Origin of the sequence: Hymenobacter nitidus (assembly GCF_020447315.1) — a bacterium.
GTDB lineage: Bacteria > Bacteroidota > Bacteroidia > Cytophagales > Hymenobacteraceae > Hymenobacter > Hymenobacter nitidus.
The window spans coordinates 42,031-58,103 of record NZ_JAJADQ010000018.1; the positions used below are offsets into that span (position 1 = coordinate 42,031).

Annotated in this window: 13 protein-coding genes; 8 read left to right on the forward strand and 5 right to left on the reverse strand. The window is 53.9% G+C overall.

What is annotated here, in order from left to right; all coding sequences use genetic code 11:
• The first annotated feature begins 6 nt into the window (after window positions 1-6).
• Window positions 7-1,161 carry a hypothetical protein gene (locus LGH70_RS23050; protein WP_226190537.1) on the forward strand — a complete coding sequence of 385 codons (1,155 nt, stop codon included), beginning with the start codon at window positions 7-9 and terminating at the stop codon, window positions 1,159-1,161.
• On the opposite strand, the gene LGH70_RS23055 is transcribed toward LGH70_RS23050, so the two are convergent.
• From LGH70_RS23055 to LGH70_RS23905, 3 genes are read right to left on the reverse strand one after another with little or no spacing between them, the layout of a single operon-like run.
• Window positions 1,145-3,307 carry a DEAD/DEAH box helicase gene (locus tag LGH70_RS23055; RefSeq protein WP_226190545.1) on the reverse strand — a complete coding sequence of 721 codons (2,163 nt, stop codon included), beginning with the start codon at window positions 3,305-3,307 and terminating at the stop codon, window positions 1,145-1,147. The two genes, LGH70_RS23050 and LGH70_RS23055, sit on opposite strands and share 17 nt — an antisense overlap.
• Window positions 3,308-3,312: 5 nt before the next feature.
• Window positions 3,313-4,638, reverse strand: coding sequence for an ATP-binding protein (locus LGH70_RS23060; protein WP_226190552.1), 1,326 nt, complete (start codon window positions 4,636-4,638; stop codon window positions 3,313-3,315).
• Window positions 4,632-6,155 (reverse strand): tellurite resistance TerB C-terminal domain-containing protein, encoded by a 1,524-nt coding sequence (locus tag LGH70_RS23905; RefSeq protein ID WP_226190554.1) that lies wholly within the window; start codon window positions 6,153-6,155, stop codon window positions 4,632-4,634. Before LGH70_RS23905 ends, LGH70_RS23060 begins: the two co-directional genes overlap by 7 nt.
• Before the next feature lie 707 nt (window positions 6,156-6,862).
• Between LGH70_RS23905 and LGH70_RS23070 the strand changes: the two genes are divergently transcribed.
• The 3 genes from LGH70_RS23070 (at window position 6,863) to LGH70_RS23080 (ending at window position 11,637) form a co-directional block, all read left to right on the forward strand.
• Entirely contained in the window at window positions 6,863-8,440 is a 1,578-nt protein-coding gene (locus LGH70_RS23070; RefSeq protein ID WP_226190561.1) for a hypothetical protein, read from the forward strand.
• 962 nt (window positions 8,441-9,402) lie between these two features.
• Window positions 9,403-10,371: a hypothetical protein gene (locus LGH70_RS23075; RefSeq protein ID WP_226190563.1), complete on the forward strand. Its 969-nt coding sequence runs from the start codon at window positions 9,403-9,405 to the stop codon at window positions 10,369-10,371.
• A 144-nt stretch (window positions 10,372-10,515) separates the two neighbouring features.
• Window positions 10,516-11,637, forward strand: coding sequence for a hypothetical protein (locus tag LGH70_RS23080; RefSeq protein WP_226190565.1), 1,122 nt, complete (start codon window positions 10,516-10,518; stop codon window positions 11,635-11,637).
• A 12-nt stretch (window positions 11,638-11,649) separates the two neighbouring features.
• Here the strand turns inward: LGH70_RS23080 and LGH70_RS23085 are convergent, their stop codons facing one another.
• A complete protein-coding gene (locus LGH70_RS23085; RefSeq protein WP_226190567.1) occupies window positions 11,650-11,829 on the reverse strand; it encodes a hypothetical protein in 180 nt (59 codons plus the stop codon).
• Between the two features lie 232 nt (window positions 11,830-12,061).
• Entirely contained in the window at window positions 12,062-12,199 is a 138-nt protein-coding gene (locus LGH70_RS23090) for a hypothetical protein (RefSeq protein ID WP_226190570.1), read from the reverse strand.
• 1,075 nt (window positions 12,200-13,274) lie between these two features.
• Here LGH70_RS23090 and LGH70_RS23095 point away from each other — a divergent pair.
• The 4 genes from LGH70_RS23095 to LGH70_RS23105 all read left to right on the forward strand — a co-directional run.
• Window positions 13,275-14,087, forward strand: a complete 813-nt coding sequence (locus tag LGH70_RS23095; RefSeq protein ID WP_348533758.1) for a recombinase family protein — start codon at window positions 13,275-13,277, stop codon at window positions 14,085-14,087.
• Complete coding sequence (locus tag LGH70_RS23725; RefSeq protein WP_262905453.1) at window positions 14,087-14,215, forward strand: hypothetical protein; 129 nt, start codon at window positions 14,087-14,089, stop codon at window positions 14,213-14,215. The genes LGH70_RS23095 and LGH70_RS23725 overlap by 1 nt, the downstream gene beginning before the upstream one ends.
• 474 nt (window positions 14,216-14,689) lie before the next feature.
• The gene (locus tag LGH70_RS23100) at window positions 14,690-15,592 is read left to right on the forward strand and encodes an Abi family protein (RefSeq protein ID WP_226190572.1); all 903 of its coding nucleotides are present in this window, start codon (window positions 14,690-14,692) and stop codon (window positions 15,590-15,592) included.
• Window positions 15,593-15,676: 84 nt separating this feature from the next.
• On the forward strand, window positions 15,677-16,073 hold a 397-nt coding region (locus LGH70_RS23105), incomplete at its 3' end, for a type IIL restriction-modification enzyme MmeI (protein ID WP_348533759.1).

The following is a 16,073-nucleotide window of genomic DNA, read 5'->3' on the forward strand; positions in this document are numbered from 1 at the left end:
TTCTATATGAAAAAAATTCTACTTACGTTCTTATGCGGCTTCACAATGCAAGTGAGTTTTGGGCAGCAATTGCTTGACGTCGCGGATCTGACGCTCAGATTGAGAGCTGGCGAAGAGAAAGACTTGTACTATTCGTTTGACGCCAGTGACCAAGTTGTCTATAGCTTTCAAGAAATTGATCGTAAGCCACTGAAAACCATTTCTATTGTGGAAGAGGCTTCGGGAAGCGTGAAGTACGAGGACTACGAGGTGACCCAGGTACATGCCAAAACCATCCCCGTTTACAAACGAGGTGTCTACAAATTCCATTTCGTCAATGCCTCACTGCTGAAGGGCAAGGTGTGCAAAATCCGTATCCAGCGACAGCTGGCACCTGGCAGCCGGCCTGACTTCAATACCTCCGTGCGGTGGGTGGAGCAGGCCGATACGACCTACAACGTGTACACTAAGAAAGTCATTACCGGCTACCGGGAGTACGAGGTGCCGAAAACCCGGCGGGTATTAGCCCGGGTAGATACTACGATAATGCCCGTCTTAAACCGGGTTGAGTGGGTGCACTCCCAGATGAACCTCGACCACCCAAACTACTCGTTGATTAACTTTAGCTTGCCAGTGAACGTGGCGGAGCCCAACCAGTTGTTGCCGTATCGCACGACAGAAGTAGTGTCCTGGGCCTACAGCCTCGGGGTAGGGGACTCCGGAAAAGCCTGGTATAAAGACGCTAACAAGAAGGCTACCGTCAAGGGCGCCGTAAAGGCAGGCGTAGCCGCAGGGCTGGCGACGGGTGGAACCGGCGCGCTAGCCATGTTAGCTATTGAGGGAGTATCGCTGTTTAGCAATCCGCCAAGTGGGGACAACTGCCTGTTCTCGGTCTTATTTAGCCGCAACGGGCAGAACTACGCACTCACCACCGTGGCGGGGAATAGCGTTGCCGCGTCTGGCCAAGTGACATCCTTAAAGCAAGGTACCCTAACGCTGAAGCTCGAAAACGACAACACCATTGACGCCATCAACGTGGACGTGAACATCGTAGCCTGTGTGGTTACCAAGATATATAAGGACGAGACGTATTCGGTGAAGAAGAGTGAGCCCATCGAAGAGATGAAAACGATCAAAGAACCCAAGATTGCCATGCGCAAGGTGCCTATGCTGATGGACTAAGCTGAAATGCCTCTTGCGCCATCACTAAGACTGTTTTGTTAAGAAAAGCAAGGGTGCCTTCCACATCGAAGTACCTCTCTTTCACAACAGCAGCTTGCAAAGTGAGCGGTAGGGCTGCGCCCCACTTTGCAAAATCTAGCAAGGCCGGGTTGGTAGTTAATTCATCCTCTAGATGAAAGTCGATGTCCTCGGCAAACAAGCGCAGCTGCTCTATCAAGTCACGCAGCAGCGCCGGCGTGAGCGTAAACACAAAGCTACTGGTTTCCTCGTCGGCCGTGTAGCCCACCTGCAACCGTTGCAGGAGGAATTCCAGGGTGCGGTTGACCTTGGTGCCAGCGAAGGTGTAGAACGTGACAGTCGCGTCTTTGACGCGCACCGGCCGGGCATGTATGGGTTCGGGAGGCAAGGTAAAGCAGGCGAACTCCTGCCGCAAGGTGCGTAACGCTTCCTGGCTGGTGGGGTCCATTTCTGCGTGCTGGCTACTGCTGACCAACAGTTGCAACATGCGTTCGCGAATGCAGGCATGCACTACCCCGCCGCCACCGAAGAATTTGGGCCGTTTGCCGTCGTTAGCCGGGGCCACCTCGATACGTTTCGCTGACATGTCCACGTACAGGATCTTCCAAATGCGGGCCGCCAGCAGCATGTTTTCGCCTTCCTGTACCTGCGGCGAAAATGGAATCTCGCCCACAGTTTTTCCTGCGTGCACCACCTTGAACGCTGGCTCGGTGCGGAACACGCTGTAGAAGTCGCGGGAGTTCACCACGAACTCGCCCTCTACGCCGATGATCAGCTCCCCCGGCAGGGCTTCCAGCCAGTCGCGGCGCAGCAGTTCGTCGAGTACTGCCTCCGTGTGTTCAACTGGGATATCAGCGAAGGCCATGTTGGCCTGCAGCAACTGCACCAATACTGTGCGGGAACAGCCCGAGCGTTCTTTGGTGATGGACAGGGCTTGGTGTAGCAGCAAGTCGTACGGCAGCCGGGCCATGCGCAAGGGTTCCACGAACCCTTCCCGGTAGAGCTGCCAGCAGGCCAGCGAATGCAGCAGGCTCCAGGGGTTCGTGGCGTACAGCACGAGTTGGCTCTGCTCGTCGTTGCGGCGGCCGCTACGGCCCACGCGCTGGATTAACGAAGCGATGGAATGGGCCGCGTTGATCTGCACGACTTGCTCCACTGAGCCGATGTCAATGCCTAGTTCCAGTGTAGAGGTGCAGGCGATGCAAAATGGCTGCCGTTGGTTGTGTTTGGCAAAGTGCTCCACGTACTCGCGCACTTCCTTATCTACGGAGGAATGGTGCGAGAAATAGTGGGTATGCCCGCCGACTCGCTCAGCAATCTGGCGCAGCTTCACGGCAATGACTTCCGCCAGGCCGCGGCTGTTGGGAAAGATCAGGACTTTGCTGGCTGCGGTTTGCTTGTAGAGGTCTTTGAGCAAAGCAAGCGGCAGCTCCCCCCCGGTTTCCTCGTCGGAGAAGTACCGGAAGTGGGCCGCTATTTCCTTGCCGGCGCGGTCCAGCAGCACTTTTGTGCGACTCGGCTCCCCGGTAAAGCGCTTGGCTTCGGCATAGTCGCCGATGGTGGCCGATAAGCCCACCACGGAAAATGAATGGGTATTCACCCCACGCAGGCGGGCCAACAACGATTGCAGGTGCAGGCCCCGGTCTGTGCCCAGAAATGAGTGAATCTCGTCAATGACCACGTAGTGTAAACCCGCAAACAGCGCCTTGACGTGGTAGGGCGCGTTGACGAACATGGCTTCCAGTGACTCCGGCGTAATGAGCACGATGCCTTCGGGCTGCTGCACCAGATGCTTCTTGGCAGTGCGGCTGGCTTCGCCATGCCACTTGGTGACCTTGACGTCCAGGTACCGACACAGCTGTTCGACGCGCTGGAACTGGTCGTTGATCAGGGCGATGAGCGGGGAGATGTAGAGCACCTGCACACCAGGCTGCCGGAAGTTCACCTTCGAGAGGATGGGCAAAAAGGCAGCCTCCGTTTTACCGGAGGCCGTGCGCGAAGCTAGGATGTAATGATCGTCCGTAGCCATAATGTGCTGGATGGCTGCCGCCTGGATGGGGCGCAGCGACTCCCAGCGCTGGTCGCGAACAAAGCGGCGGACGGGCTCCGCCAGCAATTCAAAGCTCATCGGAATCAGAGGATTTCGATGCTATCCACCAACGCATCAACGGCCGACTCGTTCGGGCGCTCGTCGCGGATCTGGATGTCGCCGAAAAGCTGCTGCTTGTCCAGGCCGGGGTTCTGGCGCAGCAGGCTCAGGATGTTAAGGAAGTCGCGGATGACTTCGCGCGGGGTCAGAAACTCGCTGGCGCCGGGCTTATTGAACATCTCCTCCATGAAGGCTTGGATGTCAGTGTCGGAGACTGGTACCTGCGTTTTGTAGTTGAAGTCGAAGATGGCCCTTAGCTTCTGCAGCAACACGAACACTTCGTTGTGTGTGAGTGGCCGCAGCCGAATGACGGGCTGGGCAAAGTCGCGCACGCCGGCGGTTTCAAACTTATTTGTTTCCAGGCGCGACTTCAGGGCCTGGTAGCTGAATAGGCCGCGACGTTCATTTTCCAGCACGTCACGGGTACCGGCGAAGTTGAGGAAGAGGTGGTTGATTTTGCCCTGGAAGCAGTCATTGTAGATGGTCAGAATCTTCTCGTAGTTTTTCTCCCGCATGGCGGCGGTGGAGATTTTGTAGAGATTGATGGCCTCGTCGAGGTTGATCATGAACCCGCTGTAACCCATGCTCACGAACAACCGGCAAAAGTTCTTCAGCATGTCGTAGTAGTTCAGGTCGTGGATGATTTCGCGCACCCCCAGATCCTGCCGGGCCTCCGTCTTGGTGCGGTACTCGCCCTTGAGCCACTTGAGCGCGTTGCGGCGCAGCTGTTCGTCACCGGTCACGTAGCCCTCGTAGTACTTGAGGACGACCATCCCAAAGTCAAAGCCGCCCACGTCCGTCAACTCCTGGATAGTTTGCATGATGGCCGTCTGGATGAGCGGCAGGTGCGTAGGCTGCCGGATATCGGTCAGTGAAATGCCGTGGGTTTGCGCGGTTTTGGCGATGACCTGCTCGATCCACTTCTCCAGCAGCGTGGCTAGCGCCCCGCCTTCCGGTTTGGTTTGGATGGCGATGTTGTCCATGATGGCCGCGTAGAGCGCCACAGCTTTGCCGTCGTTGGCGTAGAGTCGGTTGTCGGGCGTAAAGTCGGCGTTGGCCACCACAAACTTCTGCTTGAGCGCCACTGTGTTGAGCAGGTGCAGCATGAAAGACTTGCCTGCCCCAAAATCGCCGATCCAGAACTTGACTAGGCTGTGTCCATTTTTTACGTCATCCAGCGCGTGCACGAAGGCCTCGACCTCGGGGGAGCGGCCCACGGTGATGTGTTGCACGCCCAGCTTGGGCACCACGCCGCCGAGCAGCGAGTTGACAATGGCCGTGGCTTCTTTGGGCTTGAGGTTCTCTAGCATGGGGCAGTCAGTTGCTGGTAGTAGGAATCGTAAATGGTGTAGGCATCGCCGTCCTCTTCGATCAGCACGTCGTCTAAGCGCTCGTAGCACAGTTCGTTGATGCTGTCGATGAGTTGGTTGCGTAGGGCACCGTGTTGGCGCGCGAAGGCTTCGACCTCGGCCTGGGGCACCGTCAGATTCTGCTGGGCAAACAAGGTGAGCAGCAATTGCTGGGAAGCCGACAAGCCCAACTCAGCCGGAAAATCACCCGCAACTGCTGCAGTCGACGGTGCGCTGACTACCAGCTGCACTTCCTCCAATTCGGGAGTGGGAGACGAAGGTGTCTGCGCAGCAACTGGTCCGTCGCCGAGTATGGGCTCCGGTTCGTCCTGCAGGTATTCGTTGAGCAGTTCGACGGTGCCAGCGTGTTGGTGTTGCACGTGCTGAATAGCTCCCAGGTCCAACTCAATGCGCTTACGCTGCTTCGCGTAGACGCCTGGTACCTGTGCCAGTGCTTCTTCCAGGTTATTGGTCGCAACCAGTTGCTGAATTATCGCCTCAAAGCGCTGCAAGTGTTCCGGTTGGGAAAACAAGCTATTTTGGATAGTCTTGGTCAGTTGCTTGTTGTTTACCGTGGCCGAGTGCAGGTCGTGGTAAACATAGTGTACGTAGAGTCGCAAAGCCTCTTCCCGGTCGTATTTCGCGATGTGTTTGGATGCTTCGTAATAGATATTTTCGACGGCTGGGTTGCGCGCGTTGCGCCGACCGAGCTCGTACACGCCGTGGACAAAGGCGGAGGCGGACATAGGCGACAGGCCGGCGGCAAGTAGCTCGAACTGCCCTTTCCAGCGCGTGGTGTTTTGCAGGTTTAGAGCGATGTCCATTGCCTCATCCGTTGCCTCAATCGAGCTGACCAATGTCGGGAGGATGCGTGCCATAGGCTGCCCCAATTGCTCTTCTATCTGTTGGCCAAGCGCCCCGTCTAGGCCCGAGAACTCGGCGGCTAACTTCCGTTTGTTGGCGTATACTTCGCGTACGGCGTTTTCGCACCGACGAAACAGGGTGGAATACACGATGGCCTCGGTTTGCTCACGTTGGTACTGTTCGTCGTATTTGCTCCACGTATAGCCAGCAGTCCGCACCGCAGCTTTGCGGAGCCGAATGCTTTCGCCCTGGCACCAAGTGACTACCTGTTCTAAGGAGGATTGCTGAGCGCGCAACTCCTGCTCCAACTGGGCAAGAACCCGCACATACAGTCGGGCGGTGGCTATGCAGCAGCCTTCGATAGCTAAAAAGACATTGCTTGGGTTCCAGAACTTGTTGAGCCAATCTTCCTCTTGCTTGCTGAGCTGGAGCTTCTTGCGATACTGCTTGCCCAGCCGTGGCAATTCGTATCCGTAGTCGGGCAACGTATACGACGACGTCTCACCAGGATGCTGCGGAGCCGGCGTTGTTGGTGTGGAACGCTCAATGCGTAGGCCTACTTGAAGACCCGTAACATCAACAATGGATTCATCGGTTGTGCGAGACGGGTCCACAGATTTGATTGGGATGGCCACCGGTTGGGGCTGTGGTGGTACTGAGCTGCTGGGTCGAGCTGAATGATTGGCAGCAGGGGCAGCTTGCAATGCCACCGTGGGTGCTGGCGTTGTTGGTGACGATTGGGCTAATGTAAAACCCGGCGTATTCGGGGCCAAAGGTGGCGCAAGAGCAATTTTACGCTTTTTAGAGCCTACAAACCAGGTAGCTATTAAGGCAACGGGCCAGAGGAAGAAAGCGAATAAGGCCCAGCCCAGGACAGAGCGGTTTCGTTGTTTGGCGCGAACGGCACAGAGAAGGATAATACCTGAAAAGAATAGTAGACCAATCCAGCTACTGGAATCCATGATAGCTACAGCGTAATGTAGAACGAACCACAATCTAAGCAGGAGTCATCTACTTACCTATAGGAATGTTGTAGCATTTTCTGCGGCGGTGGTGCTAGTCGAGCCAAAGCTTGCATCAGCAACGGCTCAAACGTTCTGGCAGCATTTACCTAGGTTGATTAAAAGCGAGCCAATGGCCAACTAGCAGTTATCGTCTTCGCCACATTGGCCCTCGCGCGGGCTGCGGCGGGAGTTTGTAATGAAGATCAGTGGGCACTGGAGTTGGAACAGTTTCAAATGCTATGTTAATAGCACGGCTGAGGCTTTGAGCCGTAAGGTTCATCCCGTATAAAGAGGAGCAATCTAAAAATTGGCATACTATGACACCAGTAAAGCCCGACACGGAAGACGCTGATTTATATCGATATTGTACTTCTAAGGAGAATATTTCCTCCCTATCTGAACTGTGCAAGCATTGCCCGATACCTACGCGTATACAAAGCGGACTGCCAAGGATATGGGCAGAGATTGCAATACAGCGCCAAGGGAATACAAGAGATGGGTTTAGGAAATACTGCAAGGAAGCACTTGATAACCACATCAAAAAGGCTGCTCAGTATGCTAATGATTTAGCGAATCCTTTCAAGATGCAGAGCCTAAACGTCGGACAATGTCTAGAAATAAAATTTTGGAACTTAGCGCTTTGCGAACTATACAAGTCTGAAATGGAGAAGTTATATCCTGCTGCTTTAGGTGCCCCGCCTATAACTATTGAACTCTTGCCTGACGATGTAGCGCACAGCCACGCTTATTTCACAGAATTACTGAGTGTTTGCGCGAAGCTGCCACCCCATGACGTAGCCTATACACTTCGCAATGCTTTTGAGCAATATCGCTCAAGAGGATTTTATGCCTGGGCTTCCTTTGTGGAGCGGCTTCCCACGTATATCAGTCAACACCTCAGCGCTGATGTACAAAAGATGCTGGAACGCCCTGGTGGTTTACTATCTTCATTTCGAGCCAAGCTGAGGATAGCCGAACTCCAACCCGAAAACTGGCCTTTCTGGGGACTGGACGAGCGCCCAAGGATACTGCGACGTCAGCAAGACGTGAAGGAGCGGCTCGAGTTGGCACAACAGGAAGGACGGGTGATCAATATCACAGAACATACGGATACTTTAGCCTGCATTGATCGCATTCTGGCCGCACTTGATGCTGCTGGTGCTGCCGGCAACATCGTAGTAAATGCTAGTGAACTCAACTCCCTATCGTCATCATCACGAACAGAACAGCAGGAATCCTCTGTAGATAGTCCTTTGTTGACCCCAGCCGCTTTGCATAGCCTTTACCTAAAAGCATTGCAGCACCCCGCCTTGGTAGAGGAGCTTTCTCCTTATCAAAAGTCGGAGTTACGAGTCTATGCTGAGCAAGAAAAGATGAATGGCGTCAGGTTAGCTGTCGATTTGATGGAAGGGAATCCAAGCCACGCATATCCTAGTGAATATCAGAATGGAAGAGAAGCGGAGTATTGGATGGATAAGATTGCAAGTTACCGTGACAGCTTGCAAGTTCTGCAATTGCTAAACTCATCTGGGGCTAAGTCTTCATGCGTCGACTTAGCGCCGCCCTTGGTATCATATCACCTTTTTGAACCGCTGTTGCTAAACTACACAGTAGACCAACTCCGCGGATTATTGCAAAAATTGGGGTTGGTGGCTATAGATGGCCGTGCCATGCCAGCAGCTACTCCTGGTGCGTGGGTAGGCGTTATTCACGGTCTGCTTGATGCTAAGCCGCCACGGCTGCGGAACAACAAGGCTGCTATCCAACGCGCCTTCCGTGAGCACTTTGGTGCCGTAGTAGGAGAGCGGGCGGTACAAGCTGGTGTTGGTAAGCGTGGGAGTGAGGCTGAGCAGTTTCGCGACCGAACGCTGGATCTGCTGCCCGCTGCAGATTAGTGCGGAGTAATGCGGATTTATGCGGCCGCAAGGTTCCGCATAGTTTGCACCCGCTCTTTGTGGCAACACAGCCGGCATACATCCCTGGCTTGTTGCACGAATGCAAGATCTTACCCAATTCGCTGGTCACGCCCAGCAACTTCTTTTAAATCTTTCACCTGAGCAGGTAACGGGTTTGGTAAAAAGTTTTTGTGCCGTTGGTGGGTTGGTACTACAATACCTCAAGTATAGACGCGGAAAGTCTCAACGATAACAACGGACAGTACACTAAGTGAGAAGTGTTTACACTCCTCTACTGCTCGTGTAGGCAATTCACGTGTTACATCCTTCAATCCACCGTCTAAAAAACGTAACAACAGCTGATGGGAGGCATTTTTAGGGTAATGAAGTCGAGGCTGTCCATCTATTTTTGGCAAAAGCCAATCAGCCATCCTCCCGTAGTATACCTTCGGAATAGATTGCGCTACTGGCCTTTGCTCGCTGACGCAAGCGGCTGAGCAAGTTGCTGCTGGTAGGCCCAATCTTCGGGCAACAAGATTGCCTGCAGGGACGCGTCATACCCAAGGTTGAGGTGCTCGAGGGCGTGCTGCCGGAGCGGCAGGCTATTCTTGCTCGCTTTGAATCTAGCGCCTTCCATGACCAGCTGCATCTTCTCGGGCAAGCCTTCGAGCCACTGGCGAAGTCATCTTCTTTCACCTAGCACGCAGCCTGCTGCTAGTAGCGATAAGTCTTAATTATCGTCCAGATTCCTTTTTTCTGCAGACACGCTTTTAAGGTATGATAAGGTTTACTTATCATACCTTATGCATTTGAAATAACGCACGCAGGTTTCAAAGACATTACTAATTGCCAAGTAGAGTTTACTAGCCGGGGAAGAGAAGCACTTATTCCAAAAATCATACATCCTGTGCCCCTAACAAGGTGCTAGGAAACTTGTATGTTGCCCGCTATAATCAACTACCATGAATCAATACCAGTTGACTGCCCAGGTGCGTCACTTGCGCTACGTCTGCTTTATCAGCAGCAACTACTCTTACGAAGGACTCTTCTCACTACTTCTCAACTGCCAGCGAAACTGGGGTGGACGGTATACACCCATCATCCCGGTTCACGATAATATCATTCCGGCCGGCTACGTGTCGCTGATTTCTCACTATGACCCCGACTATGTCCTGTATTCGGCTGGCATAGACGTTGAGGTCATCAAACAACTGCGCTGCTTCAACCCGGTGGGCTACTTTGAACTCGACGAAAAAGGCAGTAGTCGAGAATGGCACGGTGTGTATGCCTATCACCTACTCTCAGAGGTCGATCCCGCAATTCCTGTACTGGTTGCTGCTGGAATCAGCAACCTGCAAAGCCCACTGCTGGATTTTTATAAACTCAATTTTGGGCTGGTGACGTCGAACTATGTCGGTGATGACGAGATAGCTAGGCAGCGGCCTACCCTAGAAGTAACAACCGAAAACTTCGCTACTCTTAACCAACTTATTCATCAGCAAAAACCCGTGCTGCGGTCTCAGCTAGCCTGCCGAAACCTGCAAACTGTTATTCTGCGACCCCACACTTATCAGGCGAGCAACCTGACGGAATTGGTCGTGGCTAGGAATAAGGAATCCCTCACAGACCTGCTTTACTTTTGGAACCGGCAGCTTTTTGAATGCCGGAACGTGCTGTACTGCACGGTTGATGAATTGACCAGCTTAGGCCAAGACCAATTCTTCGGCGGTGTACTCCACGACCTAAGTAGTTGGGACCTTCCCATTCAGGTAGTGTCCTTTTCTCTTAGTGAAGAGGAGGTAAATGACCTGTTGGTGAGGATACTGCGCCCCATTGCTTTTCACCGTCAATTTCGTTACCGCGCCATCTCCGAATTTCCGTTTGCCATCCAAGATGCTGCGGGCCACCGGACGCACAAGAGCAGGGAGTAGCCCCTTACACAGACGCTAATTACAGAAGGGGGCTTACTGCGGCTCCCCACACCCAGCTTTTCGAATCGGCTCAGCTTTTATCCGCAGTATTGGGCCGTGGACTTGGAAATAACCCAGCGTACAGCCGACCACCGGAACAGGCTAATGTTTCCCCTCACTACCGGAACCGGCTTTGTCGTCAAGGCCTTCACCGGGCGGGTAAACCTGGGTCGTGAATTATCCATTGTAGTGCCAAGCCAAGGCAATGGGCCGGCCGATGCCACCATTGAGCTACCCACGTTCCCGCAGCAGCTACGTCAACTTGTTGCACTACCGGTACGGCACGGTCAGCTGACGCATTCTAGATTCCTGGACCAAGGGCCACACGACAGTAGTAACCGACTCGCTGCTTTCATCAGCATTTTTAACCAGGATTTCACGCTGATAGAAGACTTCTTTGATGATAAATTCTGGGTCGATACATTCGAAAAGCTTTGTTCCAGCGAGGCGCTGGCCGGCGATGCTATTCTTTTTGATGAACTCGTTGCTGCATGCCGAACCGTGCTACCGCAGCGGGGGATTGTATTGGGAGACCGTGGCGCTACATTTCAGAATGAGGAAAATCTGAGGTTGGGTCTTAAGCGAACGGTGCAGGAATTGTGCGGTTACGGGGCACTGTTACCCGGATTCAAATTAAAATGCTCCCACTGTTCCTCCATTTTCTGGTATCCGCTTAAAGGTGCAGCGGAAGCAGTTCAGTGTAACGGCTGCCTGCGCGATTTTGCCTTTCCGGTGGAGCAGCCATTTGCCTACAAGCTCAACAACGTGGTCAAAAACAACATGTTCCAGTCACGTACTATGCGCGATGGCAACCTGACCGTCATGCGCACGTTGGCCTATCTGTACAGACATGCCCGCAAGTCATTCGGCTTTAGCCCGCAAGTAAACTTATACGACAACCATCACTCAAACAGGCCTTGCGCGGAGCTGGATATTGCTGCGATGGTAGATGGGCAGTTTATCATTGGTGAGGCGAAGCACAACAGCGCGGCCTTCTCCGCCGATAACAACAAGTCCTTACGCGGCTTGGTTGAGGTCGCCAAAGAAATCTACCCTGACCAAATCATTTTGGCTTGCTATGAAGACCAGCACGGCAAACTAGCTAGGGCCGAACGGGCGTTGATACACTTATTTAACCGATGGGAGTATCAACCAACTATCTCTACCTTGATGATACATGAGCCCGATTACTTTAACTTAACAGGGTACCGTTACTTCCTGCACTAGACCCACAAGTAGTTAGGCTTCTTCGGGGTTGGTATTTGGCGCAACTTCCTCAGCTGCTACTTCCATGAAGTACTTAAGCAATAAAGTCATTCCAGAATCTACCTGCGTTTCATCAATGCCATGGTCTGCATCGTACTCACCGCTGATAGATATTTCAATTTCTAGAATCCAACATTTATCTATTTTATTCAACAGATGATGGGCTTTCCTAAGCAACACATTGTTTACATCAATGGCATCGTCAACTAATAGTCGGACCGGGTTATGAGCAATTAGATTCCTATGCTGTCGTATGGCTTGGAGGTCCGCTACATCGTCCTTGGTGATAGATCGAGCAGCAAGGCACTGGCGCTGGCATTCACCTGGGGCCGTCAGGCGCTGCGCGCCAGGGCAATCTGCACCGAGTCCGTGCGGGTATTCAGTGCTAGCTGGCGCAGGTTGGGTCGCTGGGCCAGCGCCCGGTAGTCGGCCAGGGTAAGGGAAGCGCCGCGGGCAGCGACTGAGCGGATCGGCCCGAGGCGAGCAGCGCCGGGGCTTCCCCTAGCAGGTATAAGGTTTTCATGCTGGAAAGTTAGTGGGCCAGTGCCAATGCGGGCTGGTCGACGACTTGCGTAACGGCGCCTACGCACACCCCGTGGAGCTGAAGGGCAAACTTGAATCGGCCCACTAACCGCTCAGCACGCTGGTCCTGGCCGACGAGTTGGCGGCGTTTCCCGAACACGCGCACTTTGTGCAAACCGTCGCTGGGCTCGACGCAGCCTTTGTCGCCTTCACTGTCCCGTGGCCCGACCCCGCGCCCGTGGATTTATCGGTGGTGGCAGGACCGTGTGCCGCAGTATTGGGTGGATGCCTAAACGTAGCGCCTAAAACCAGGTGCTGTAATAACGCTCGTTTCGCTTTTCGGACCGTTCAATTGAACGCCAGGCCAGGCATTAGTGGGTGGAGCCGGGCGGTGTGTGCGCAAAGTGGGTAGCAGCACAAACATGGCCACGATCCGGGAGCCATACTGGCAACACACCGAGGAGCTAACGGTGCGCGTCGCTGGAGTAGAGAGCAGGACTTGGCCAAGATGCGGCAGAAGGCTGCCGAGAAAGGGATGGTGTATGTGCACAGCTACCGGGTCTTAGCTTTAGAGCCGTTAACACGAATATGCAAGCCACAACAAGGGTTTTCTGCTAAATCAGCGTAGGCGTAGGCGTCGACGTGCCGGTCGGCACACTGCACAAGGAGAGATGCGCAACCAAACATAGTTTGCCTGATGTATCATTACATAAATGCCGGCTTATGATATAGTACCCCAACCTACTAAGCAGGCCTGTGAAGACAGTGACCAATCTTGTATCATTACACAAACGCAGGATGAAGAAATGAGTGTTGACGGCTAACCATAGCGACGTGATCCATGACCACATCCAGCCGGTTAGATTTGAAGCCGTCGGAATGGTCTCCTACAGCTAGGCCGATCTGCCCTTGCCTTCGCTCTGAATTTTTAGGGGCCCAGCCACGATACTGAACTCCATCCCGACGAGGTTGCGCACGATTGCTTGCTGGACGTCAACCGGTGACCCCTATGTTTCTACCGTGCCGGAGTCAGTTGCAAATACCCAACATGCTTCCTCACGACTCCTTATTATATAGTGTGCATTGGTGAAAGTTGCCGCAAGATAGCCCATATAACATTTAACAAACGGACGTTTAAGAAACGTTATATCGGCTATCTTGCGGCAACTTCCTTTCTCAACCGCCCCTCGATGCTGTCGTCGCCTACCGCTAAGAAGTACATTCCCTACTACCGCGTCTCCACCCAGAAGCAAGGCGCCTCCGGTCTGGGCCTGGAAGCCCAGCAAGCCGCGGTCCGAACTTTCATCACCGAGGCCGGCCAAGTGGTGGGCGAATTTGTCGAAGTCGAGAGCGGCAAGAAAAATCAACGACCGCAGCTGGCAGCCGCCATCGCCGCGGCCCGGCAGCACGGGGCTGTACTGCTCATCGCCAAGCTCGACCGACTCTCGCGTAATGCGGGGTTTATCTTTGCGCTGCGGGATTCGGGGGTCGAGTTTGTCTGCTGCGATATGCCCGATGCGAATACCCTTACCGTCGGGCTCTTTGCCGTCATCGCTCAGCATGAACGCGAGACGATTGCCAAGCGGACCAAGGATGCACTAGCTGCCAAGAAGGCTCGGGGCGCGCAGCTCGGGACACCGGCCAACCTGACACCGGCAGCTATTGAGAAGAGCCGGCAGGTGCGCCAGGCCAACGCCCGCGACAATCAGCAGAACCGCCAGGCCGCCCGGTTGGTAAGCTTGCTGCATGCGCAGGGCCACACCCTACAACAGATGGCCGATGAGCTCAACGAGGCCGGCTACCGGACCCGGCGAGGGAAGGCCTTCTTTCCCATGTCCGTGCAGCGCCTACTCAAGCGTGCCACCAAAACAGTAGCTGTACCTGTATAGTGATAAGACACGATACGGATGCGCCGGAAGACAATTACTACAACTACCAGCAGGTCATCCTCGACCAGCAGGAGCAACGAGGGGCACCGACACAGTATCTATACGCCATTCGCCAAGCCGATGTGTGATCTGCAGCCGCCGCAGGTCTTAATCAGCACGCAGTTGTGGCCCCTGGCGTAGCTATTTGGGTCTGCTCATAAAGCGCTTCCAAGCGGGCTACGGAGACAATTTGATTCTTCAGAGCTATTGAGGTATAGACAGAACGTACCACCATGGCTTTCACCACGACGGGATCCTGCAGCTGCTGGTAGCGGTCCCGAAGTTTCATGGAGCAAAAGTAACCCTATACTATACCTAGAGTAGTCCGATGTCAGTGGAAAGTTCATTGGGTAGTCGACGCGTGCCCTCAATAGTTGCTCGTTAACCAGCCCTGCTCCTTTTACTCCCAGCCGGGGGCATTGGTGTGCAGTCTGGCTGGGAATGTAATCTTATCGTGACGCAAACGTTTTTGATAAAAATTGCGTTATGTTTGCAGCAACAACACCCGCCACGCTTCTCGTTAGATCAGCGCACCAGGGCGGGTTTTTTGTTGCCTATCCCCCGTGATCTATTCGAAGCCCGCTCTCTCCTTCGCGCAACAAGTAGCTTTGCTGCAACGCCGTGGGCTCGTAATTGCCGATGTTACCGAAGCCGAACGTGCCTTGGCACGATTGAGTTACTATCGGCTGGCAGCCTACTTTCTGTCCTTTCAGACGCCCGGCGATTCTACCCATTCTTTTCGCCCAGGGACCACCTTTGAGACAGTTGTTCGCCTCTACGAATTCGACGAAGCATTACGCGCGCTCGTCTTTCGCGCGACCGGAACTATAGAAGTGGCCTTGCGAGCACAACTAGCCTATCAGAATGCGGTCGTATGGGGTCCGCATTGGTACGAGGACGTTCGCACCGCCATTAATCCACGTCGTTTTCAAGGTAACCTAGACGCATTGGATAAGGATCTAGCGCGTGCGCATGAGCTGTTTCTCGACCACTACCGCACTACCTATACGTTTCCGCAACGTCCTCCCTGCTGGATGGCCTTTGAGGTCGCCTCTTTCGGCCTATTGTCCAAGCTGCTACATAACCTACGTTCCTCTCCGGCTAGCAAAGCAATTGGTGGCTATTTTGGTGTAGATGAAATAGTCTTGAAAAGCTGGGCCCAAATGCTGAGCTATGTCCGCAACGTTTGTGCCCACCACTCCCGCTTGTGGAACCGTACGCTCACGATTAAACCCATACTGCCCCGGCGGCCACGCAATCAGTGGCTGGTGGCAGGACCACCTCCACAGGATGATCGGCTCTATATCGTCTTGGTGATTGCCGCCTATCTGTTGGATACCATTGACCCAAGAGCAGCGAACACGTTCAAGCAAGAGTTGAAAGCCTTGGTACACGCCTATCCAACCGTTCCAGAAAGCGTGATGGACTTTCCGGCCAACTGGCAACAAGATCCGTTTTGGCAGTAGTGCTCAGCACGTATAGGAAGCGGTGCTTTTATTCTTTACTTGCAACCGCTTCTACTTAGTGCTACTTTCTACCACTACTCTGCTGTGACCTATCCTGAATTTGAAGCCCGCTGGAGAGTCTCTGGCGGCGCGGAGCGAGCCAACTACGGCCTGTTTCTGCAAGATCTCTGCGACCTGCTTCAGGTGCCACGCCCAGATCCCACAACCGATCATCCGGCCCAAGATGCGTATGTGCTGGAACGAGCGGTTCAGTTTGACGATGGGGGCAGAAAAAGCACGGGTCGCATTGACCTCTACAAAAGAAATTGCTTCGTGCTGGAAACAAAGCAAGGGGTCAACGGCTTTGCTGATGTTTTAGGTAGTAGAAAAAACGCGCACACGCGCAGTATATCCTCAGGACCTCAGGACCTCAGGACCTCAGGACCTCAGGACCTCAGGACCTCAGGACCTCAGGACCTCAGGACCTCAGGACCTCAGGACC

What these genes read in the sequence shown, in the direction of transcription:
- LGH70_RS23050 (WP_226190537.1), top strand. Translation starts at nt 7, where the DNA reads ATGAAAAAAATTCTACTTACGTTCTTATGCGGCTTCACAATGCAAGTG.
- LGH70_RS23055 (WP_226190545.1), bottom strand. Translation starts at nt 3,307, where the DNA reads ATGAGCTTTGAATTGCTGGCGGAGCCCGTCCGCCGCTTTGTTCGCGAC.
- LGH70_RS23060 (WP_226190552.1), bottom strand. Translation starts at nt 4,638, where the DNA reads ATGCTAGAGAACCTCAAGCCCAAAGAAGCCACGGCCATTGTCAACTCG.
- LGH70_RS23070 (WP_226190561.1), top strand. Translation starts at nt 6,863, where the DNA reads ATGACACCAGTAAAGCCCGACACGGAAGACGCTGATTTATATCGATAT.
- LGH70_RS23075 (WP_226190563.1), top strand. Translation starts at nt 9,403, where the DNA reads ATGAATCAATACCAGTTGACTGCCCAGGTGCGTCACTTGCGCTACGTC.
- LGH70_RS23080 (WP_226190565.1), top strand. Translation starts at nt 10,516, where the DNA reads ATGTTTCCCCTCACTACCGGAACCGGCTTTGTCGTCAAGGCCTTCACC.
- LGH70_RS23090 (WP_226190570.1), bottom strand. Translation starts at nt 12,199, where the DNA reads ATGAAAACCTTATACCTGCTAGGGGAAGCCCCGGCGCTGCTCGCCTCG.